The 20,816-nt window shown below is 26.6% G+C and carries 29 protein-coding genes; 8 read left to right on the top strand and 21 right to left on the bottom strand.

Features of this window, described 5'->3' with window-relative positions:
* Positions 1–12: 12 nt before the first annotated feature.
* From BUA77_RS04215 to BUA77_RS04150, 14 genes are all read right to left on the bottom strand, one after another.
* Positions 13–603 (bottom strand): lysophospholipid acyltransferase family protein, encoded by a 591-nt coding sequence (locus tag BUA77_RS04215; protein WP_072887629.1) that lies wholly within the window; start codon positions 601–603, stop codon positions 13–15.
* 13 nt (positions 604–616) lie between these two features.
* Positions 617–1,264 (bottom strand): (d)CMP kinase, encoded by a 648-nt coding sequence (gene cmk / locus BUA77_RS04210; RefSeq protein ID WP_072887628.1) that lies wholly within the window; start codon positions 1,262–1,264, stop codon positions 617–619.
* The gene (aroH, locus tag BUA77_RS04205) at positions 1,257–1,640 is read right to left on the bottom strand and encodes a chorismate mutase (RefSeq protein WP_072887627.1); all 384 of its coding nucleotides are present in this window, start codon (positions 1,638–1,640) and stop codon (positions 1,257–1,259) included. The genes cmk and aroH overlap by 8 nt, the downstream gene beginning before the upstream one ends.
* A 35-nt stretch (positions 1,641–1,675) precedes the next feature.
* Positions 1,676–2,884: a BaiN/RdsA family NAD(P)/FAD-dependent oxidoreductase gene (locus BUA77_RS04200; RefSeq protein ID WP_072887626.1), complete on the bottom strand. Its 1,209-nt coding sequence runs from the start codon at positions 2,882–2,884 to the stop codon at positions 1,676–1,678.
* Position 2,885: 1 nt separating this feature from the next.
* Positions 2,886–3,497 carry a histidine phosphatase family protein gene (locus tag BUA77_RS04195; RefSeq protein WP_072887625.1) on the bottom strand — a complete coding sequence of 204 codons (612 nt, stop codon included), beginning with the start codon at positions 3,495–3,497 and terminating at the stop codon, positions 2,886–2,888.
* 151 nt (positions 3,498–3,648) lie between these two features.
* Entirely contained in the window at positions 3,649–4,509 is an 861-nt protein-coding gene (locus tag BUA77_RS04190) for a MurR/RpiR family transcriptional regulator (protein ID WP_072887624.1), read from the bottom strand.
* 19 nt (positions 4,510–4,528) lie between these two features.
* Positions 4,529–5,062, bottom strand: a complete 534-nt coding sequence (locus BUA77_RS04185; RefSeq protein ID WP_072887622.1) for a 2-oxoacid:acceptor oxidoreductase family protein — start codon at positions 5,060–5,062, stop codon at positions 4,529–4,531.
* A complete protein-coding gene (locus BUA77_RS04180; RefSeq protein WP_072887620.1) occupies positions 5,059–5,886 on the bottom strand; it encodes a 2-oxoacid:ferredoxin oxidoreductase subunit beta in 828 nt (275 codons plus the stop codon). Before BUA77_RS04180 ends, BUA77_RS04185 begins: the two co-directional genes overlap by 4 nt.
* Positions 5,868–7,019: a 2-oxoacid:acceptor oxidoreductase subunit alpha gene (locus BUA77_RS04175; protein WP_072887618.1), complete on the bottom strand. Its 1,152-nt coding sequence runs from the start codon at positions 7,017–7,019 to the stop codon at positions 5,868–5,870. The genes BUA77_RS04180 and BUA77_RS04175 overlap by 19 nt, the downstream gene beginning before the upstream one ends.
* Complete coding sequence (locus BUA77_RS04170) at positions 7,012–7,236, bottom strand: 4Fe-4S dicluster domain-containing protein (protein ID WP_072887616.1); 225 nt, start codon at positions 7,234–7,236, stop codon at positions 7,012–7,014. Before BUA77_RS04170 ends, BUA77_RS04175 begins: the two co-directional genes overlap by 8 nt.
* Before the next feature lie 134 nt (positions 7,237–7,370).
* Positions 7,371–8,126 (bottom strand): 5'/3'-nucleotidase SurE, encoded by a 756-nt coding sequence (gene surE / locus BUA77_RS04165; protein ID WP_072887614.1) that lies wholly within the window; start codon positions 8,124–8,126, stop codon positions 7,371–7,373.
* Positions 8,123–8,719 (bottom strand): class I SAM-dependent methyltransferase, encoded by a 597-nt coding sequence (locus BUA77_RS04160; RefSeq protein WP_072887612.1) that lies wholly within the window; start codon positions 8,717–8,719, stop codon positions 8,123–8,125. Before BUA77_RS04160 ends, surE begins: the two co-directional genes overlap by 4 nt.
* Positions 8,720–8,730: 11 nt before the next feature.
* A complete protein-coding gene (locus BUA77_RS04155; protein WP_072887610.1) occupies positions 8,731–9,168 on the bottom strand; it encodes a hypothetical protein in 438 nt (145 codons plus the stop codon).
* Positions 9,169–9,180: 12 nt separating this feature from the next.
* Entirely contained in the window at positions 9,181–9,888 is a 708-nt protein-coding gene (locus BUA77_RS04150) for a pseudouridine synthase (RefSeq protein ID WP_072887608.1), read from the bottom strand.
* Positions 9,889–10,107: 219 nt separating this feature from the next.
* Between BUA77_RS04150 and BUA77_RS04145 the strand changes: the two genes are divergently transcribed.
* From BUA77_RS04145 to BUA77_RS04130, 4 genes are all read left to right on the top strand, one after another.
* The gene (locus BUA77_RS04145; RefSeq protein ID WP_072887606.1) at positions 10,108–11,196 is read left to right on the top strand and encodes an AI-2E family transporter; all 1,089 of its coding nucleotides are present in this window, start codon (positions 10,108–10,110) and stop codon (positions 11,194–11,196) included.
* A gap of 362 nt (positions 11,197–11,558) precedes the next feature.
* Complete coding sequence (locus BUA77_RS04140) at positions 11,559–11,741, top strand: hypothetical protein (protein ID WP_072887604.1); 183 nt, start codon at positions 11,559–11,561, stop codon at positions 11,739–11,741.
* Between the two features lie 17 nt (positions 11,742–11,758).
* Positions 11,759–11,947, top strand: coding sequence for a hypothetical protein (locus BUA77_RS04135; RefSeq protein ID WP_072887602.1), 189 nt, complete (start codon positions 11,759–11,761; stop codon positions 11,945–11,947).
* The gene (locus BUA77_RS04130; protein WP_072887600.1) at positions 11,934–12,116 is read left to right on the top strand and encodes a hypothetical protein; all 183 of its coding nucleotides are present in this window, start codon (positions 11,934–11,936) and stop codon (positions 12,114–12,116) included. Before BUA77_RS04135 ends, BUA77_RS04130 begins: the two co-directional genes overlap by 14 nt.
* Positions 12,117–12,120: 4 nt before the next feature.
* On the opposite strand, the gene BUA77_RS04125 is transcribed toward BUA77_RS04130, so the two are convergent.
* Positions 12,121–13,341, bottom strand: a complete 1,221-nt coding sequence (locus BUA77_RS04125) for a putative manganese transporter (RefSeq protein ID WP_072887598.1) — start codon at positions 13,339–13,341, stop codon at positions 12,121–12,123.
* Positions 13,342–13,469: 128 nt separating this feature from the next.
* Here BUA77_RS04125 and BUA77_RS04120 point away from each other — a divergent pair, with 128 nt between their 5' ends.
* Positions 13,470–13,742 carry a hypothetical protein gene (locus BUA77_RS04120; RefSeq protein ID WP_072887596.1) on the top strand — a complete coding sequence of 91 codons (273 nt, stop codon included), beginning with the start codon at positions 13,470–13,472 and terminating at the stop codon, positions 13,740–13,742.
* 43 nt (positions 13,743–13,785) lie between these two features.
* Here the strand turns inward: BUA77_RS04120 and proC are convergent, their stop codons facing one another.
* The 4 genes from proC to BUA77_RS13735 form a co-directional block, all read right to left on the bottom strand.
* Entirely contained in the window at positions 13,786–14,592 is an 807-nt protein-coding gene (gene proC / locus BUA77_RS04115; protein ID WP_072887594.1) for a pyrroline-5-carboxylate reductase, read from the bottom strand.
* A 121-nt stretch (positions 14,593–14,713) separates the two neighbouring features.
* A complete protein-coding gene (gene putP / locus BUA77_RS04110) occupies positions 14,714–16,201 on the bottom strand; it encodes a sodium/proline symporter PutP (RefSeq protein ID WP_072887592.1) in 1,488 nt (495 codons plus the stop codon).
* A gap of 332 nt (positions 16,202–16,533) precedes the next feature.
* Positions 16,534–17,130, bottom strand: coding sequence for a YdcF family protein (locus tag BUA77_RS04105; protein WP_072887590.1), 597 nt, complete (start codon positions 17,128–17,130; stop codon positions 16,534–16,536).
* Between the two features lie 133 nt (positions 17,131–17,263).
* Positions 17,264–17,437: a hypothetical protein gene (locus BUA77_RS13735; RefSeq protein WP_159428946.1), complete on the bottom strand. Its 174-nt coding sequence runs from the start codon at positions 17,435–17,437 to the stop codon at positions 17,264–17,266.
* Positions 17,438–17,639: 202 nt separating this feature from the next.
* On the opposite strand from BUA77_RS13735, the gene BUA77_RS04100 reads away from it, so the two are divergent.
* On the top strand, positions 17,640–17,852 hold the full coding sequence (locus BUA77_RS04100) for a KTSC domain-containing protein (RefSeq protein ID WP_072887588.1): 213 nt from the start codon (positions 17,640–17,642) through the stop codon (positions 17,850–17,852).
* Between the two features lie 380 nt (positions 17,853–18,232).
* Complete coding sequence (locus tag BUA77_RS04095) at positions 18,233–18,412, top strand: hypothetical protein (RefSeq protein WP_072887586.1); 180 nt, start codon at positions 18,233–18,235, stop codon at positions 18,410–18,412.
* Positions 18,413–18,469: 57 nt separating this feature from the next.
* Here BUA77_RS04095 and BUA77_RS04090 read toward each other — a convergent pair whose 3' ends face one another.
* Both BUA77_RS04090 and BUA77_RS04085 read right to left on the bottom strand, forming a co-directional pair.
* A complete protein-coding gene (locus tag BUA77_RS04090; protein ID WP_072887583.1) occupies positions 18,470–18,712 on the bottom strand; it encodes a hypothetical protein in 243 nt (80 codons plus the stop codon).
* Between the two features lie 67 nt (positions 18,713–18,779).
* Positions 18,780–20,114, bottom strand: coding sequence for a CCA tRNA nucleotidyltransferase (locus BUA77_RS04085; protein WP_072887580.1), 1,335 nt, complete (start codon positions 20,112–20,114; stop codon positions 18,780–18,782).
* Between the two features lie 245 nt (positions 20,115–20,359).
* Here BUA77_RS04085 and BUA77_RS13730 point away from each other — a divergent pair, with 245 nt between their 5' ends.
* Positions 20,360–20,536, top strand: a complete 177-nt coding sequence (locus BUA77_RS13730) for a hypothetical protein (protein WP_159428945.1) — start codon at positions 20,360–20,362, stop codon at positions 20,534–20,536.
* Positions 20,537–20,816 lie beyond the last annotated feature (280 nt).

Raw genomic sequence — 20,816 nt, 5'->3', positions numbered from 1 at the left:
TATAAATCCTCCTTAAGCTAAATTTTTCATATTCATATTAATTATATCTAAAATTTTCTGACTAATATCTTCATAATCCTTAGAAGTAAGCTTTTCTCCATAATACTCATCAAAGCTTACAGGCTTATCTATGTATAAAGTTATTTTACTAAACAACTTATAATTTCCTATAATAGAAACCGGACATACCCTTGCTTTTCCCTTTATAGAAAGCATAGCAGTTCCTGCTTTTGCTTTTCCAAGCTCACTTCCTTTTATTCTACTTCCTTCAGGAAATATACCTAAAGCTTGTTTTGATTTTAATATTTTTAATGCTACTTTTATAGTTGATGCCCCTGTCTTATTTCTATCAACAGGAAATACATTTAATTTATTTAATATGTACCCTACTAATTTATTTTTAAATAGTTCTTTTTTTGCCATATAACAAACATTTCTTGGCATAAATGCACCTATTAAAAAAGGATCTAAATTATTTTTATGATTAGATGCAAATATTAAAGGTTCATCCATAGGAACATTTTCTGCTCCTAAAACTTCTATCTTATAAAATATTCTAATGATAGGAGTTGCAATAGCTTTAACAACATCATAAAAATTCAAAAAAACTCACCCCCTAATTTATATATTTCATTATATCATTAACTACTTCATCTATATTTTTATTGCTAGTATCAATTTCTATAGCATCATCTGCCTTAACAAGTGGAGCAAAATCTCTTTTAGAGTCAATTTCATCTCTATTTTGAATATCTTTTATTATATCATCAAGTTTTACATCATGTCCTTTTTCTTTTAACTCTTTGTATCTTCTATTAGCTCTTTCATTTGCACCTGCTGTTAAATAAAATTTAAAATCAGCATCCTTAAAAACATAACTTCCTATATCTCTTCCATCCATTATAACTGAATATTTTTGTCCCATTTTTCTTTGAAGATCAACCATTATTTCCCTTATTTCTTTTATTTGTGCCACTTTAGATACATTAGAGCTAACAGTTAGCGTTCTTATTTCTTCGTTTATAATTTGACCATCTAAATATATATTATTTTCTTTAAAATCTATTTGAGTATTTTTAGCCATTTCAATTAAAGATTTTTCATCTTCAATATTTATATTTTCCTTTATAGCTTTATATGTAATAGCTCTATACATAGCTCCCGTATCAATATAATTTATATTTAGCTTCTTTGCTATTATTTTTGCAACAGTGCTTTTTCCTGCTCCCGCTGGTCCATCAACTGCTATTACTAAATTATTCATTAAAATCACTCCTCATACTTAAATCTAACCTTAAATTTTTTGCATCGTTTAAATATACATGTACTATTTCATTCTTTTCTTTATCAGAGTTTATATGAATCAAAACTCTTATACATTTTTTTAAACTTCCCTCTATATATTTCTCTTCAAAATTTAAAATGGGAATATCTGTAATTCCCATTATTTCTCTTACAGCAACAGATGGATAAACTTTATCTAAGTCTTTTGTCATAGTAAATATTATACTTATTATATCTTCTTCTTTTAAATTATTCATTTTTATTATTTTTTCCATTAATATTGCTGTTTCACTTAGTATTTCTTCTTTTTTATTATGATTTACAGTTGTAGCTCCTCTTATAGCTAAAGTTTTCATATTATCACCATCGCAACTTAATATTATATCAAATTTTAAACACTTATTCCAGCTAAGTATCCTGTTGAAAAGGCAATTTGTAGATTATATCCACCTGTTAATCCTTCTATATCTATAACTTCTCCAGCAAAATAAAGATTATTAATTATTTTCGACTCCATAGTTGATGAATTAATTTCTTTTACACTTATTCCTCCAGAAGTTACTATTGCTTCATTTATACTTCTAGTTCCTATACAAGTTAGCTTTAGCTTTTTTATACTTTCTATAATTCTTTTTTCATCTTGTTTATTAAGTTCGTTTGGTTTTTTATCTATATCTAAATAATTAAGTATCTCTTTTATAAAATTAAGAGGAAGAATTTCTCTTAAATTATTGTATATAGCTTTATTAGGATTTTTCCTAATAATTTTAGATATTTCTTCTTCTTTTATATTAGGAGTAAAATCTATAGTAATATCTACTTCTTTTTCTTGTAGCATTTTATTTAAATATGAAGATATATTTAGTATAACAGGCCCTGTAATTCCAAAATGAGCAAATAATATGTCTCCTGTCATTTCTATTTTTTTGTTTTTACTATATTTTGATGTAACCTTTACATCTTTCATCGATACACCTTGTAAATTTTTTATCCATTTTTCTTTTACAATTAATGGAACTAAAGATGGGTATATTTTGTTAATAGTATGTCCATGTTTCTTTAATATTTTATAAACTTCTCCGCTAGATCCTGTTTTAGGATAACTCATTCCTCCTGTTGAAATTATTACTTTATCTCCTTTTATAGTTTCTTTATTTTCTAAAATAACTCCCTTAAGCTTATTATCTTCAATTAATAAATCCTTAAATTTTTTTTCGTAAATTACTTTTACATTAGATTTTTTTAATTCTTTTTTAAGTACTTCAATTATCTCTTCTGATTTATCATTTTGCGGATAAACCTTTAAATCTTCTTCCACTTTAAACTCTAAGTTATGCTTTTTAAAAAATTCTAATAAATCTAAATTTGTAAATGAATAAATAGAACTATATAAAAACTTATGATTTACAATTATTTTATCTAAAAAAACTTCTATATCTCTCATATTTGTTATATTACATCTTCCTCCACCTGTTATCTTAAGCTTTTTACCTAGTTCCTTATTTTTTTCTATTAATGTAACCTCATTATTATTTCTTCCTGCCATAATTGCTGCTATCATTCCAGCAGGTCCTCCTCCAATTACTATAACCTTGCTCATTTTATTCTCCTTCCAAATGACTAGTATCGTTTGTTCTTATTATTACTGGTCCATATTCTCTAAATTCTACTATATTTAAAGCTGTATTATCTTGTTTTATTCTATATAGATTAGAAAGATCAGATCCAAGTAAACTTAAAAGTAATACTTTTATAGACATACCATGAGATACTAAAAGTATATTTGATTTTTCATGTTTTTTATTTAAATAGTTTATGCACTTTAATAATCTTTCCTTTAATGCTGTTAAATTTTCTGCATCAGGTATTAAAGCATTGTGAGGCGCATTTCTCCAAATTTTATATATATCAGAATATCTATTTTTAATTTCTTCAATAGTAAGTCCTTCCCATTTTCCAAAATTTATTTCTCTTAATCCCTCATTATATTCAACTTCTTTTTGTAAAACAGAAGATATTATACTAGAAGTTTCTATAGTTCTTCCTAAATCACTACTGTATATATAATCTATATTATATTTTACAAGTTTATGGGCAAGTTTTTCAGCTTGTTCTTTTCCTTTTTCTGTTAATTTAGAATCCCCTTGCCCTTGAGTTCTTCCTTCTATATTCCACTGAGTCTGCCCATGTCTTACTATAAAAAACTTGTTCATTATTTACCTCCTATATTTACTATAATAATCTATTATACAACAAAATTCTCAATATATTTATACAAACAAAAGCCCCGGTATTGTTTTTCTAAATAATTTAGGCTCAAAAAACAATATCGGGACATAATAAATTTCTTAAAAATAAATATTATTATTTTTCATCATAGACATGATATTCTTTCCATATAGTTTCTAGCTTATCAAAATATTCTTTAATCTCTTCTTTTTTCCTCATTCCTACAGCTACTATTATAGCATTAGCAACACTAAGAGGTGCAACTAAAGAGTCAACAAAAGATGCCATATTACTTTTAACTGTAATAATTTCTTCTGATATTGAAGCTACAGGAGCAAGTACACTGTCTGTTAAGGAAATAATGCTTGCACCTTGTTTTTTTGCATAATTTGCAAGCTCAAAAGTTTTTTTTGAATATCTTGGAAAGCTTATTGAAATTACCAAATCACCTTTTCCAATTTTTAATATCTGCTCAAATACATCACTTATCCCATAACTAACTATATTAACATTATCTAATATTATATTAAGATAAAATCCTAGATACTCTGCTATTGCCGTTGAACTTCTAAGTCCTACTATATATATTTTTTTAGCATTTAGTATCTTGTTAATAGTATATTGAAAAGACTCTTCATCCATTTCATCAAGAGTTGTTCTTATATTTTCTATATCAGATTTTAATACTTTTCTAAATATAGTCCAATCATTAGAATATTCTTTAGCCATCTCAACTCTTTGAACAGTTGTAAGCTTTGTTTTTATAAGCTCTTGAAGTGATTTTTGAAGTCTTGGATATCCATCAAATCCTAAAGCATTTGCAAATCTTACTACTGTTGATTCACTTACTCCAACTTTTTCACCTAATTTACCAGCTGTCATAAATGCTGCTTTATCGTAATTTGAAAGTATAAACTGAGCAATAAGCTTTTGACCTTTACTAAGTTTTGGAAATTGATCTTGTATTATTGCAATTAAATCTTTATTCTCTTCCATATAAAAACTAGCTCCCTTTTTACATATTTTTTATTAGCAATTGCCCCTCTTCAAAAGCCCTCATATTTAAATTTTCACTTCCTTGAGGAACTCTTGCTAATATTGCATTCTTTAAATTGTCTGTACTAATAATTTGGGTTAACTCCTTAATTGCCCCTAAGGCAACTATGTTGGCTACCATTTCTTTCCCTATTTTTTCTTTAGCTGTTTTTATTATAGGTATTTTATAAAATTTATTTATATTTATATTATCACCTATATCGACACAAGAATCAACTATTAAAATTCCATTTTCTTTTATATTTTTCCCATATTGATCATATGATTTTTGTGTTAAGCATAAAAGTAAATCAGGACAGATTACTTTTGGAAAATTAATTTCTTCATCACTTAGTATTACTTCTGACTTACTAGCCCCGCCTCTAGCTTCTGGTCCATAAGATTGACTTTGAACAGCATTTATATTAGATATGATAGCGCTTTCAGCTATTATTATTCCTGCAAGTATTAGCCCTTGCCCACCTGAACCGCTTAATCTTAATTCTTTTTTCACACCAATCTCTCCCTTTTGAACATATCTATTATTTTAAAATACTCATCTATATACTCAGGCTCGTTTATATCTTTAAATTCTCCCATAAATATCTTTCCATCCAATTTATCTTTAGGAATTTTATCTTTCAATTTAACATTTATATAATTATCCTTTAAATAGTTCATTAAATCTACTGAACTTCCTTTTTTATTTTTTCTTCCATAATAAGTTGGGCATACACTGACACCCTCTACTAATGAAAATCCTTTATGGCTTATACCTTTTTTTACATATTCAATCATATTCTTAGCATGATAAGCAGTTGCTCTTGCTACATATGTAGCTCCTGCTCCAGAAGCTAAATTGCAAATGTCAAATGGCTTATCAATATTCCCATAAGGCGCTGTAGTAGCCCTGTCTTTAGTTGGTGTTGTAGGAGAGTATTGTCCTCCTGTCATACCATATATATTATTATTAAATATAACTGTTGTTATATCTATATTTCTTCTACAGGCATGTATTAAATGATTACCTCCAATTGCAGAAGCATCACCATCTCCAGATACAACTATTACAGTAAGTTCTGGATTAGAAAACTTAAGTCCTGTTGCAAAAGCAAGTGCTCTCCCATGTGTAGTATGAAGTGTATTAAAGTTCATATATCCAGCTGCCCTTGATGAACATCCTATTCCAGAAACTATGCAAACCTTTTCCTTATCAAGATTTAACTCGTCAATTGCAACAGCAATAGATCTCATTAATATGCCATGGCCACATCCAGGACACCAAATATGTGGAAGTCTTTCCACTCTAAAATTATTTTCTATAGTTTTACTAGGCACTTTAATACCTCCTTAACATAATCATTTATCTCATTAGGAGTTATAATTTCTCCATTCGCCTTATTAATTCCATAAATACAAGAGTCTTTGTAAGCTACTCTTTCTACTTCAAGGCGTATTTGACCTAGATTCATCTCTGGAACAAATATATTTTTTATTTTTTTACTTAAGCTTTTGACCTTTTCCTCTGGAAATGGCCAAATAGTTTTTAGTACAAGCATTCCTGCATTAATACCTTCTTTTCTTAATGTATTAACAGATTCTTTTGTAGACCTTGCCATACATCCAAAAGTTATAAATAATACATCAGCATCTTCTATAAGGTATTCTTCATAAATTAATATATCATCTAAATTATCATCTATCTTTCTCATTAATCTATTTAAAAGCTTCTCGGCTTCTTTTGTACTATTAATAGGAAAACCTGTTTCATCATGAACAAGTCCTGTAATATTATATTTATAACCTTCTCCAAAATTAGCCATAGGAGGAACTAATTTACGATTGTACTCATAAGCCTTATATTCATCCGGATTACAAGTTGGCTTTTTCCTATTTATTATTTCAACTTCTCCTTCTTTTGGTATTTTAACTTTTTCTCTCATATGCCCTATTACTTCGTCTAAAAGAAGTATTACTGGTGTTCTATATTTTTCTGAAAAATTAAAAGCCTTTATTGTAAGGTAAAAAGTATCAGTAACAGAAGTAGGTGATAAAGCTATAATTGGATGATCTCCATGAGTTCCCCATTTAGCCTGCATAACCTCTCCTTGAGATGGAGAAGTTGGAAGTCCTGTACTTGGTCCACACCTTTGAACATTAACTATAACACAAGGAATTTCTGTAATTGAAGCATAACCTATATTTTCTTGTTTTAAAGAAAAACCAGGTCCACTAGTTGCTGTCATTGATTTTAATCCACCTAATGATCCTCCAATAACAGCTGCCATACTAGCTATTTCATCCTCCATTTGTATAAATCTTCCTCCAATTCTAGGAAGTAAAACTGATGAAAGCTCTGTAATTTCAGTAGAAGGTGTTATTGGGTATCCTGCAAAAAATCTCATTCCTGCATATATAGCACCATGAACACAGGCTTCATTCCCTTGAAGAAACTTTATATTATCATGCATTTATTTTATCCCCCTTGCATAAAATATCCTCTAAATATATAGCATAATCTGGGCATCTTAGTTCACATAGTCCACATTTTATACAGTTTTTTATATTTTTTATATTTATTACATTATTTTTTATTTCTAATACATCCTTTGGACAAAAAGCTATACAAATACCACATGCTTTGCACCAACTAGGATCTATTACAAGTTTTTTATTATCTGGTGCCATAATCTCCCCCCTAAATATATTTCAGAATATTTTATTAATTATATGATATCAAAATTATTGATTTTTTGCAATTTAAATTTCATTTTTTATTTCAGAACTTTCATTTGAAGTTAAAATTTCAAAAAAAATAGCCTCTAGATTACTAGAGACTTAATTTTTTCATAATAAGTTAAATCCGTATAAAGAGGAGTTATCGAAATGTACCCTTGTTCAACAGCTACTATATCACTATCTTCATCCTGAGGAAATTCTCTTATTTTTCCTCCCATCCAATAATATTTATTACCAAAAGGATCAATTCTCTCTTCAAATGCATTTTCATATTTTCTAACCCCAAGCTTTGTAATTTTAATTCCTTTTGAATCTTTATCTTTTAGCTTTGGAATATTTATATTCATAACACAGTCTTCCAATATATCCAGCTTATTTTTATATTTATTAACTATATCTAATACGTATTTTCCAGCTTTTTTATATTCTTCATCTGTTATGTTTTTTCCCACATATGATATTGCCATAGCAGGCTTGTTCTGAATAAGTCCTTCAATTGCACCTGAAACTGTTCCTGAATATATAACATCAGTACCTAGATTTGCCCCATTATTTATACCACTTAAAATAAAATCTATATTAATGTCCTTTAGTATAACCTCTATTCCTAGTTTAACACAATCTGCAGGAGTTCCACTTACACTATAAGCTTTAATACCTTCACAAAAATCAATTTCTTTTACTCTTAAAGGGCTATGCATAGTAATAGCATGACCAATTGCACTTTTTTCTGAATCTGGAGCAACTACATATACATTCCCTATACTTTTTACAGCATTAGCTAGCTCATAGATTCCTCTTGCTCTTATTCCATCATCATTTGTTATTAATATATTCATATTTGTCTCTCCTTAAATACCATCTTTTTTTCCACTAATACAAGCTGGGGAGGATTATTCTTTTGATTTATAAAATTACATTTTAAAACATTATAATAATTTTGATCTAAATTAGCTAAAAATTCTTCTACTGCATCTTTTTCTTCTAGCCCACCTTCATGTCCTGTATATAAAGCAATACTTATAATGCCATATGACTTTAATAGCTTTAAAGATTTTTCTAAAGCTAAAATAGTAGTTTCAGCCTTTGTTATTAATTTATGATCACCCCTTGGAAGATATCCTAAATTAAAATAAATACAAGACACTTCTTCTTTTATGTATTTATCCATGTTTTCATGACCATCTAATATTAAGGATACTCTTTCTAAAAGATCATTTTTTTGTAGTCTTTCTTTTGTTTTGTCTAATGCTATTTTTTGTATATCAAATCCATATACCTTTCCTCTTTCACCAACTTTTTTAGCCAGATACTCAGTATCATACCCATTTCCAACTGTAGCATCTACAACTATATCACCTTCTTTTATTGCATTTTCTAAAATTATTTTAGTCAAATCTGTAACCTTTGTTAAATACTTTGCTTTCCTCAATTTTTACCTCCTTAAATATGTTTATTTCCTTTACATGGATTTTTAAAAAACTCTAAAAGATTTATATATATATATTCTTCTTCATTTATATCTAAATTCAAAATAAAATCTCTATTATCTAGTTCTACAAATCCTATATTTTTATAAAAAGATATATTTTTATCTTTTTTTATCATAAATATTCTTATACCATTAATATCAGCTAGATTTAAAAGAGATTTTATAAGTCCATCTTTTAAAATATTTTCCATATTTTTATCAAATATATCTATAACTTTTAAAACTGCTATATTGTTTAATAAATCATATCCTCCAAATCCTAATATATTATCTTTATCATATACAGCTAAATAATTTTCTTTTATATTTTTAATATCTATATTCTTTTCTTCTAAAATAGTTTCAATTTTTTTTAAATCCTCTTCTTTAATTTTACAAATAGTAATCATACTTTTTCCCCCTTATAAAGATTTTAAATATTTAATCTCATCTTCAGTTAAATATCTCCACTCTCCATTTTTAAGATTTCCTAATTTTATATTTCCCATAGACACTCTTTTTAAAGAAAGAACAGGATGTCCAATTGCTCTACACATTTTTCTTATTTGTCTATTTTTACCTTCATATATTTTCATTTCACATATACTGCTATTTTTATCTTTCTTTATTATTTTAAATTTTGCAGGAGCAGTTGTATAGTCCTCTATCTTTAATCCTTTTTCAAATTCCTTAATTTTACTTTCACTTGGAATTCCCTTTAATTTGCCAATATATGTTTTTACTATTTCATGCTTAGGATGAGTTAATTTATATGTAAGTTTTCCATCATTTGTAAGAAGTAAAAGCCCTGATGTTTCATAATCAAGTCTTCCTATAGGATAGATTCTTTCATCTATATTTTTTACTAAATCTAAAACCTTTTTTCTGTTAAATTGATCTTTAACAGTAGTAACATATCCTTCTGGTTTATTTAACATTAAATATACCTTTTTATCTTCTAAATATATTTTTTCTCCATTTACCTCAACTATATCTTTATTTATATCTATATCTAAACCTAATTCATCAACTATATCTCCATTTACCTTCACCTTTTTATTTTTTATAAGTTCATCAGATTTTCTTCTTGAAGCAACTCCACATAATGCCATATACTTATTCAGTCTCATAGTACATCTCCTTTATATTTAATTTTGCATTATTTATATCATGTATTAAATCACTTCTATTATATATTATGTTTATTTATATCTTCTAGAGTTTATAATTAGTTTCTTTAAAAATAATTATACTTTATTTCTATTTAATTATTGTTAATTCTATAAGAAAGTGTTACAATACCTTTTATATCATACATATTTTAACATCAATGTTACGGAGGTATTAATATGTTTTCAAATGAAAAAACTAAATATTTTATATTTATTCTGTTTATATCACTTATTTTATTTAAATTTGTAAATAATACAGAATTTTTTATCCAAAAGCTAAGTTTTTTTACTTCTTTAATTAATCCTTTTATATGGGCTTTTGCTATTGCTTATTTATTAAACCCTATTATGATTTACTTTGAAAATAATTTCAAAATTAAAAGAGGTTTTAGTATTCTTCTTATTTATGTATTACTTTTAGGTATAATTAACTTCACAATAACTATACTAACTCCTAGAATAGTCAGTAGTATAAATGAACTTTCAAAAGATATGCCTGGTTATGTAACTACTGCTCAAAATTGGATAAATCAAAACATAATTAAATCAAAATTACTTCAATTTAGCAACCCTTATTTAAAACAAAATATAAACACAATTATAAATGAAGCTCTAAATTTTTTAAATATAACTTCATCTAACTTAGTAACAAAAGCTATTAATATTACTTCTAACCTATTTAATGGAATACTTGGTTTAATAATTTCTATTTATTTATTAAAAGATAAAGAGAATCTTATTAATAATACTAAAAGACTTTTTTATGCATTAATAGGCAAAAATAAATCAGATAAATTGATAAATTTTTGTAAGCTAGTTAATAAAATATTTTCTCAATATATAGTAGGAAAAGCAATAGATTCTTTAATTATAGCAGTTATTTGTTTTGCTGGACTTTTAATTTTAAAAATACCTTATGCTCTTTTAATAAGTATAATAATTGGAATCACAAATATGATTCCTTACTTTGGTCCATTTATAGGAGCTGTGCCTTCAATTTTAATAACATTATTAAATAGTCCAATAAGCGCTTTATGGGTAGGTATATTTATATTTTTACTTCAACAATTTGATGGTTTATATCTAGGCCCTAAGATATTAGGTGATAAGGTAGGCCTTAGCCCTTTATGGATTATAGTTGCAGTAATAATCGGTGGAGGAGCATTTGGATTATTAGGAATGTTTTTAGGAGTTCCTGCCATGGCTATAATAAAAATACAACTCGAAAAATATATAAATATTAAACTTGGCACAAAAGATTCATAACGAAAATTATATTTATCCATAATTCAAAAGGATTATAATTTCCTATTCATTATAAAAAACTTTAAAATTATTTATTTTTTACTTGTCATATAAAGTCGAATTTAGTATAATTACTTTTGCGGGTAATTTTCCAAGCATTTCAGGTCTTCAATATGTCTACTATTGAGGACCTTTTTCCTTTTTTGATAACTTTTATCTTAAAATATATTTAAAATTCCTAACTTTAGAAAATAGATGCAGCAATCGCTGTATCTATTTTTTTTCCAAAAAAATAAGAAATTTTCAATAATTTCTAATATATGTTTTTATTTGATTGGTTAAATTAATAAAAAGGAATAAGAAATAATGAGGAGGAACATATAATGTCAAATAAAAACAATAAAAATAATCAATATAATAAAAACGGAAGACAAACTCCTGATTTTAAACTTGAGTTTGCAGAAGAGCTTAACTTACCAAATTCTCTTCATCAAAGAAAAACTGGATCAGTTAGTCAAAATACAAGTAAGCCTATAGCAACTCGAAAAAGAGATAAAGATGAATAATATAGGAGGAATTTTAAATGAATAACAATAAAAACTTGAGAAAAACAGACCAAAAAACAAATGCTGAACTTAGGAAAATGTATTCTGAACAAGGAAGTGATATAGGAATTGTAAACGGGAAAAAAATAGATGCAAATAACAAAAGACTTACAAAAAGATCTAAACTTTCACATAAAAGAGGAGGGTCTTACAATGAACAAGCGTAGAAAGAACAAAAAAACTCCTGCAAAAATAAAGCATACAAGAAAATTTACAGGTTTTGATAACGTAGATATTGAATTAGGAAAAGAATTAGGTATTAACTTTGATGAAGATGGTTTTCCATCAAGAACAAGAGCTAAAAAAGAATTATTTGAAAGAAAAAACGAAAAATAGGTGCTTAAAAAGCACCTATTTTTATTTCTACAAAATATACAATTAAACCAATTATAATTGCTGGTATAGTAGTTATAACCGTTGCCCATAAAGATGACTTTCTATCAATTGCTAAAAGAGGAAATAAAGCATCTCCGTCTTGAGATATAGCATTAGCAAGAAGTGCTGCAAAAGGAACCATTCCTTTAGTAAATAAAGTAACAAATATGACCTGAGGTCCACAACCAGGTATCAAACCTATTAAAGCTCCTACTAATACAGCAAATAAACCTTTAGAAATCATTAAACTTGTAAGCATAGCTTCACCTACTGAATAATTTCCACTGCCTATTATAAATATTGAAATTTCATATATTAAATAAGCAACATATACCCAAGTAGATACAAATGCTGTTTCTTGAGCATTATGAATCAAAGTTTCTTTTAAAGACATACTTTTAAGTTCTGCTTCCTCATGAGTATCGTCTTGTAAAAATTTATTACTCATAATCATCATTATTATAGAAACAAAAGTTCCTCCTATACCTATAATTTCCCCTAAATTAGGTATCATTAAATTATTTATGTCCATTTGGAATAACAGCATTATACCTAAAATTAAACCTATAAAGACAAATCCCCAATAAATTAAAAAGCCTTTATGAGTTATTTTGTATCCAATAGTTTCTAAATCTTGATGTCCTTTTGCTTTATGATGAAGAGCAATATCTATTTCATCTCCTTCTTCATGACCAATATGAATATATTCGTACATATGATTAGCACTATCATTTATCTTTTTAAGCTCATCTTTAGATAATTTCTTCATATTATTTAACAGCTTATCTCCTACTTTATAATAATCTACAATATATCCAGTTAGTATAGCTACTATAAAAGATATAACACTTACAATTATATAATGAAGAGGAAGAGTCGAAATTATTACAAACGCAGAATCTCCCATAGTTGCAATAAGAGTAGCTATTATTGTTCCGAAACTAACTTTTCCCTTTACAAACAAAGGCATTATAAATATAGCTCCTCCACAACCAGGAGTCAATCCAAGCAATGCACCTAATATCGGCTGTATTTTTTTTGAATTTTCAATTTTTCTAACAAATTCTCCTGAGTTTTTGTAATTAATATATCCAAAAATCAAAAGTACAGCTCCTACAAATACTCCCACTTGTAAAAAAGAATTCTCTGCACTAATTAGAATTATATCTAAAACATCTTTTATCATATTTTTAATATCTCCTTCCTTTTATTTTTATATTTATATACTACCCTTTTATTCTTATTTTAAAAATTTAAATTATGTGGCATTTTTTATACTAAATCATAAACTAATAAAAGAAAGGAGGAAAAAGTATGTTCTTTTATAATCATCAGCAACCCCCTGGCCCTCCACCATCATATGTACCAAAAAAGCCAAATGGTACTCCAAGTTTAAAAGCAGTTGATCCTGGCGCCATAAGATTTTGCCGTTATAAATTTACTTATATATGGCCTGAAAATGGTAGAGGCTTTTGGACTTGGTTAGTATTCGTTGGTCCAACTTCTGTAGCTGGATTTAGATGGACAAGACGTGGATGGAGATTTTGGGGAACAGATATTAGAAATATAGATAGTTTTTATTGTTGATAATGCATAAAGAAAAGAGATCAAAAAAATTGACCTCTTTTCTTTATGATGACATTGTTTTAGATTTTTGTGCACATTTTCTCATAGCTTTAATAATAGATGATCTAAAACCATCCTCTTCAAGAGATGCAACTGCCTCTATAGTAGTTCCTCCAGGAGAGCATACCATATCTTTAAGCTCTCCTGGATGTTTTCCTGTTTCTAGTACCATTTTAGCAGCACCAAGTACTGATTGAGCAGCCATTTTATAAGCTTTATTTCTAGGCATACCATCTAGTACTGCAGCATCTGCCATGGCTTCAATAAACATAAATACATATGCAGGAGATGATCCACTAGTTGAAACAAATGCATTCATTAACTTTTCATCAATTATTTCTATTTTCCCAAAACTTTCAAATATTTTAATTATATCTTTAATCTCTTCTTGTGAAATTTTTTCATTAGGAGATATAGCTGTCATTCCTTCACCTACAAGAGCTGGTGTGTTAGGCATAGTTCTAATAATTTTAGTATCTTTGCCAAATGCATCTTCAACATTTTTAATAGATTTACCTGCTGCAATAGTAACTATTATTACATCATTACTAACAATATCCTTTATTTCACTAATTACTAAATCGTATATATTAGGCTTTACTGATAATACAATAATATGTGCAGTTTTTGCTACTTCTTTATTATCTTTTGTAGTTTTAACACCATATTCATTAAATACAAAATCTAAGCTATCCTTATACCTATCAGATACAATTATATTTTCAGGCTTTACTAGTCCTGATTTAACTATTCCTCCAATCATTGCTTTTGCCATATTACCACAACCTATAAACCCTACTACTTTATTCATTTTTCCCCCTCACTTTTTTGTAAATATTACTAATTTCTTAATATAATACCATATATTATCTATTAATTACAATTGATTAACTAAAAAAGCAACCTTTATAGGCTGCTTAGTTAACATTTAATTATAGCTCATTTTTACTTACACTATCAAATTCATCTAAAATTTCTTTAGAAGGTTCTTTATCCATTAGACTAAAAATAATTATTGCTATAATACCTAATATAAATCCTGGTACAATTTCATAAAGGTCAAAAATTCCTCCTTGAAGGTGCTTCCAAATTAAAACGGTAACTCCTCCTACTATCATTCCAGCAGCAGCTCCTTTTATAGTCATCCTCTTCCAGAATAAAGAGAATATAACAACTGGTCCAAATGCTGCTCCAAATCCTGCCCAAGCATAAGCTACTAAATCCAGAACAGAACTATCAGGATTTAAAGCTAATACATATGAAATTGCAGCAATAAAAATAACAGTTAATCTACTTACCCAAACTAATTCTTTTTCACTTGCATCTTTTTTGATTAAAGCTTTATATATATCTTCAGTAAATGCTGAAGCTGCAACTAAAAGTTGTGAATCTGCTGTACTCATTATAGCAGCTAAAATAGCTGCTAAGAATATACCTGCAAAGGCACTTGGGAAAATTGAATTAACCATAAGCATAAATACAGTTTCTGAATCAGGTCCCTTTAGTGTTTGTGATAGATACACTCTACCAACAATACCAACAAATACTGCTGCACAAAGACTAATAACAACCCATACCATAGCAATTTTTCTTGCTTCTTTTATCTTTTTAGGAGATGAAATAGCCATAAATCTTGCCAATATATGAGGCTGTCCAAAGTATCCAAGTCCCCATGCCAGTAAGGAAATTACAGGAATAATTTTTATAATATTTCCATCAGCTGTTGTAAATGGATTTAAAAACTCAGTATTCAAATTATTTATAGTATCAAAAATAGCTGATATTCCTCCGATTTTAAAAGTCCCAGCTATTGGAACAGCAAGAATTGCAAAGAACATAAGCATTCCTTGGAAAAAGTCAGTCCAACTAACAGCCATAAATCCACCAAGAAATGTATATGAAATTACAACAATAGTTCCTACAGTAAGTGCAATTATATATGGCATTCCAAATACTGTATTAAATAATTTACCACCTGCTACAAGCCCTGAAGATGTATAAAGTATAAAGAAAATTAAAATGAATATAGCTGATACAGTTCTAAGTATTTTAGATTTATCTCTAAATCTATTTTCAAAGTAAACTGATAATGTAATAGAATCTCCTGCTACTTTAGTATATTGACGAAGTCTTTTAGCTATAAGCTTCCAGTTTACATATGTTCCTACAGCTAATCCAATTGCTATCCAAATGGATTCAAATCCTGCTAAATATGCATATCCAGGTAAACCCATTAATAACCATCCACTCATATCAGAAGCCTGAGAACTTAATGCTGTTACCCAACTGTTTAGCCCTCTTCCTCCCAATACGTAATCAGATAAATTTTCTGTTCTTTTGTAAAATATTAAACCTATAATTAGCATTCCTATTAAATATATCCCAAATGATATAAGTATGCTTAAACTATTTGCTGCCATTATTACAAACCTCCTTTAAATTAAATTCTTACCAATAAAAACTATATCATTTCACAAAAACATCTAAACATAAAAAATTCTTTTTTATATACTGTATACAGATTATACCAAATTAACATTAAAAATAAAGAACACTGTTTTTAAAACAAATATATTAAAGGATTTGCTTGGATTGGATAGTTGTTTGTGATATGCTTAATAATATTTTAACATATTATGCTAAATTTCGCCATAGATAATATGCATAAATTAAATTATATATATAATTTAATTTATGCAATTGAGCAAAAATGCAAATTATTTAATTAAAATTTTCTACATCGTTTATTTAATTAGGACTTTACTTTATCAAAAATAAATGACTTTATCACTGCAAAGTATTCTCTTGTATAATACTTAGGTACTAAATAAGTTATTGTTTTAGACGGCATGCCATAAGGAATAAATCCTAATTTTTTAGCTATGAATTTAGATCTAAACAAATGAAAATCATTTGTAATAATCATAATTTTAGGATTTTTTTCTCCATATAATTTTGTTATTATCTCTTTTGCAAATTTTAAATTTTCCATTGTACTTGTTGATTTATCTTCTTGTATGATTTGATTTTCATCTATTCCATTTAATACCAAATAATCTCTCATAGCTTGTGCTTCAGGTATATTTTCTCCTTTTCCTTGCCCTCCACAAACAATTATTTTAATATTAGGATTATTATTTATAAATTCTAAGGCTTTATTCATTCGATCTAATAAGGTAGGTGATAAAACATCTCCCCAAACACCTGAACCTAAAACTACTAAGTAGTCAACTTCATAATTAGTATCTTCTTTTCCATTAACTATTATAAATCCTTCAATTATAATAAAAGATGTAATACATAACAAAAATATTACCTTAATGACATTTAACATTAGTTTTTTCTCCATAATGACTTCATCCTTTTTATGTATTTTACTTTATATTATAATTGTTATATATCCAAAAATGGTTACAAAAATGTTACATTATGTATATTTCTAAAAATAGGCTGTTAACCACATACAAGTTAACAGCCTATTTTTATTTATCATTTATTTCTTCTTGAATTTTATTTTGTATCTTATTAATTTGTTCCTTGCTTAATCCTGTTTCATTTATAATTTGTCCTATTCCAATTTTTTTGTCTAGCAAACTTTCTTTAGCATGTTCTACAGCCTCTTCATATTCTCCTTTTTTAAATTTATGTTTTGCCATAATGTTTCACTTCCTCTCTATAATTATTTTTTCACAAAATATATATTTTACTCTATATATTTAAATATCAATAATTCAAAAAATATGTAACGACAACAGGTTTTTACATTTTTTTAACAAACAGTCTAGTATAATATTTTTAAGTCATATTGTAAAAAAATATATATCTTTTTATAAGCAAATTGTATTAGGGGGCGATTTAATGACTAAAATAAGGGTAAATTCAAGTAATATATCTTCAATCGGATACGATCCAGATAATGAAATACTTGAAATAAGTTTTAGCACAGGTGAAAAATATCACCATCTAGGTGTTCCAAAGTGTATATACGAAGATTTAATCACCTCAAACTATATTGGCTATTATATTCACTGTAATATTAGACATAAGTACCCATATAAAAAAATAGATTAAATACCAATTTTACATATAAAACTGAATCTTGTTTAAGGTTCAGTTTTATTTTATCTTATTCTCATTCTTGTCTTAAGGTCTTCAATGTTTTCTATTTTTTTGTAATTTTATTAAATCTAACATATAAATTAGATATTTTACAACTAATTTTAAAAATAATCCAAAATAGACTTATCAAAAGTATACTATTAATTATCTGAAATATAACTTCAACATTATATGTATTTATTTTAATCACCTCTTAAATTATAAATACTGTATTTATGATTTTTCCCTTTTTTATCAAATTTATACATTTGAATAATTCTATTTTATTCCTAATGTATATTTGACTATAATTGGTTAAATTAATAATAGAACATATAAAGGAGGGCCATATTATGAATAAAGATAAAAAAATAGATTTTATTACTAAAAAGCATATTAAACAATTAAATATGGAAATAGCACATGAATTAGATTTTTTCGATTACGAAGATGAATTTACATCCCTACAAAATAAATTTGTAGGTGGAAATACAACAGATGAAACAATTGATATTTTTAGAGAAAGATTATAGTTTCTAAATCTATGCTAAGCTAAAAATAAAGCAGTTCAAATTATGAACTGCTTTATTTTATACTTCCATATGATTTACTCTTACACCATTTAGTTTATTTAATTCATTCATCATGTTATTTATTCTATTTTTTTCAGATCTTAAATTTAATGTTATTAATCCAGTATTTACTTCTATAGGGTCATGCATACCAAATCTGTTTAAAATAATATCTCCATTTTGTGTTAATACTTCTTGTACTTTAGTAGCAGAATCTGTTCTTTTATCTATTCTTATACCTACAACACTTAAGTTATCCATAATCTACCTCCAACATTTAATCTTGTACATTTTATTTTAGACTTTTTTATAATTTTTATACATGAAGCTATATCTTATTTTTTATCAAATCTATTAGTTTATCCTTTTTATTAATTTCAGAATTTTCTAAAACTAAATCCAAAAGATAATTTAACAGCTCTCCAATCTGTTTTCCAGGATTATACCCCATCTTTATTAAATCATTTCCATTTATAGCTAAATCTTTCACTGTTAAAGGCTGATTTTCATGTAATATTTCATAAACTTTTTCTTTTAACTTTAGTATATCTTCTATATCATTTTCCTTTAATGTTCCTTTTCTATCAGCAATTTGTAAATAAAATAGATTATCTATATTTTCTATACCTACCCTATTTATTAACTTTTTTACAGTTTTATCTTTTTTAATATCACCCTTATTCATATGTTCTTTAATTAAAACACAAACTAAGTCAATTGTTTTATTATCAAATCTTAATCTTTTTAATATATCTCTTGCCATAACTTCACTTTCTAACTCATGTCTATAAAAATGTCCTATTCCTTTATCATCAAGGGTAAAGCATTTAGGTTTTCCTATATCATGTAAAAGAGCTGATAGTCTTACTATTAAATTATTTGGTGTATTATCTACAACTGATAGTATATGATCAAATACATTTTTATCATGGTGAGGATTATTTTGTTCAAACTCTATACAAGGTTTAAGTTCTGGAATTGTAAAATCTAATAATTTAAGGTCTTTTAATATTTCAAATCCAATAGATGGTTTTTTTGAAAATAGTATTTTACACAATTCATCTCTAACTCTTTCTTTACTAATATTATTTAGTAGATATCCTTTTAACCTCATTGCACTTGCTGTATTATTATCTATACAAAAATTTAATTGAGTTGCAAACCTAACCCCCCTTAGTATTCTTAAAGCATCTTCTTCAAATCTTTCTTTAGGACTTCCTACACACTTTATTTTTTTATCTTTTAAGTCTTCTATTCCAAGAAAAGGATCATATAATCCTAAATAATCATTATAAGCCATGGCATTTATAGTAAAATCCCTTCTTTTCAAATCTTCTTTTATATTATTTGTAAATTCAACTCTATCAGGTCTTCTATTATCTATATATTCTCCTTCAATTCTATATGTTGTAACCTCAAAGTTTTGATTATTTATGATTATTGTAACAGTTCCATGTTTTAATCCCGTTGGTACTACTTTGTATTTTTTTTCAAATAACATTATAACTTCTTTAGGTTTTGCATTTGTAGTTATATCCCAATCTTTAGCTTCCTTTTTAAGTAACGAATCTCTAACACACCCTCCAACTATATAGCCTTCATAATTATTATCACTTAATATAGATAATATAATTTTTACTTCATCAGGCATTTTTATTTTCATCTTAAAAATCTCCTTTTACTTATATTTTCCTCCCTTATATTTAACTATTATACACAATTAATCAATTGTTAATCTTAAAAAAATAGAAGATAACTTTAATCCTCAAACCAATATAGAAAAAATTGAAATTGAATTTTCAGATATATATTCGTAAAGTAAAAAATATATAATTACAAATTATTTATACAATTATTTTTTATAATTGGCAAAATTAATAATAAATCTAATATAGTAGGAGGATTTATATGCCTGAAGGAAAATATTTCTCTGATAAGCAAAATCAAATATTAAAGCTTGATGATTCTGTTAAAATCGAAATTTCTGAAAAAGAAGAAGAAGCAATTAATTCTTATGCTAAAGAACATAATACAAGCTTCAAAGATTTTTTAAAATCATTAGTTGAAAAATCTAACGATAAATAAAAAAATAAAAGCCACATGAATTTGTGGTTTTTATTTTTTCTATTAATTAGAAATTTTTATTTTTCCATTAGTATTTTTTATATTAAGTAGGAAATTATAAAATTTCAAAATCTGTGGAAAACTTGCTAAAATATATGTATAAGTATTGAAAAAAGAGAGATGAAGAGATGACTAAAGTAACATTAAAAAAAATATTGCAAGATAATTGGCAAAACTTTTTAAAGAAAAAAATTAAAAGAATTCCGAAGGTAATAAGGGCAGATGTTATAGAAACAGTTGA

It is taken from the genome of Tepidibacter formicigenes DSM 15518, assembly GCF_900142235.1.
Lineage (GTDB): Bacteria > Bacillota > Clostridia > Peptostreptococcales > Peptostreptococcaceae > Tepidibacter > Tepidibacter formicigenes.
The sequence above is the reverse complement of the archived record's forward strand: the minus strand, read 5'-3'. Positions and strand labels throughout refer to the sequence as shown.